The organism is Chryseosolibacter indicum (genome assembly GCF_018598585.1).
Taxonomy (GTDB): Bacteria; Bacteroidota; Bacteroidia; order Cytophagales; family Cyclobacteriaceae; genus Chryseosolibacter; species Chryseosolibacter indicus.
Genome location: NZ_JAHESD010000151.1, coordinates 1 through 1,148, shown reverse-complemented (window position 1 = coordinate 1,148; position 1,148 = coordinate 1). Strand labels below are relative to the sequence as shown.

Sequence of the window (1,148 nt, the reverse complement as noted above, 5' to 3'; positions counted from 1 at the left end):
AAATTACACCAGGCACCTTCGGCATTTATCTGATAGAAGCAGCGCCTGTTTTGCTCGGCCCAATGAGTCCAAAGGCACAGCAGGAAGCACTGTCTGTTCTGACTAAGCTCGGTGTCAAGATTATGCTTAAGACCGCTGTTAAAGATTATGTTGATGAGAAAGTACTCTTAGGTAACGGCGAAACAATAGCGACGAAAGCGCTTATCTGGACTTCAGGTGTAATAGGTACAGAAGTAAAAGGTCTCTCTCCTGATAAGTTTGGCCGAAGCAGAAGGATTATTGTTGACGAGTATAATAAGGCAAAAGATAGTACGAATATTTTCGCTATCGGTGATATTAGCTTGAACACGCTGGACAAAAGATACCCGGTTGGTCATCCGCAGCTTGCGCAAGTAGCTATTCAGCAAGGAAAGCTGCTGGCCGAAAACTTAAAAAGGTTAGAAGAAAACCGTGAGTTAAAGCCGTTTGTTTATGACGACAAGGGTAGCATGGCCATCATTTCGAAATACAAAGCGGTGGCAGACCTCCCGAAGATGTTTGTAAAAGGATTTCCTGCCTGGTTTGTATGGTTGTTCATACATCTGCTTCCTATTGCAGGCTTCCGAAACAAAGTAAATCTGGCGTTAAGCTGGATGTGGTCTTTCATTACAGACGATCCAACCCTGCGGTTAATCATAAGACCACAACGCAAAGAATTTCCGGAAGAAGATCATTCAAAACCAGTTGATCCTCCGGTTATAAAAGAGAAATTTCCAAAAAGAGAAGTTGAATCAGCGGCCAGCATCAGGAGGTAAAACAAATGGAGTGGCTGTCTGATCCTAATATACTTGCCTCATTCCTTACGCTGGTACTCATGGAGACTGTGTTGGGAATTGACAACATTGTTTTCATTTCTATCCTTACGGGAAAGCTGCCAGTAGATCAGCAAAAAAAAGGAAGAGTACTTGGGATGGGATTAGCCCTCCTGGTTCGTATTCTCCTGCTTCTTTCCATCAGTTGGATTATGACTTTAACAACAGACCTTTTTAATGCGGCCGATTGGTTTAGTATAAAAAATGAGTTATGGCATGAGCGCTTTTCGATATCTGGCAGAGATCTCGTATTAATTATAGGCGGCTTATTTCTTATCTACAAAAGCAACATTGAAA

General features: G+C 42.3%; 2 protein-coding genes. Both read left to right on the top strand.

Translation table 11 applies throughout. The features are described 5' to 3' along the window. The coding region (locus KK060_RS24860) for an NAD(P)/FAD-dependent oxidoreductase (RefSeq protein ID WP_254157996.1) at positions 1–794 on the top strand (794 nt) is incomplete at its 5' end. 5 nt (positions 795–799) lie between these two features. Further along, a partial coding sequence (locus tag KK060_RS24855; protein WP_437124586.1) for a TerC family protein occupies positions 800–1,148 on the top strand: 349 nt, incomplete at its 3' end.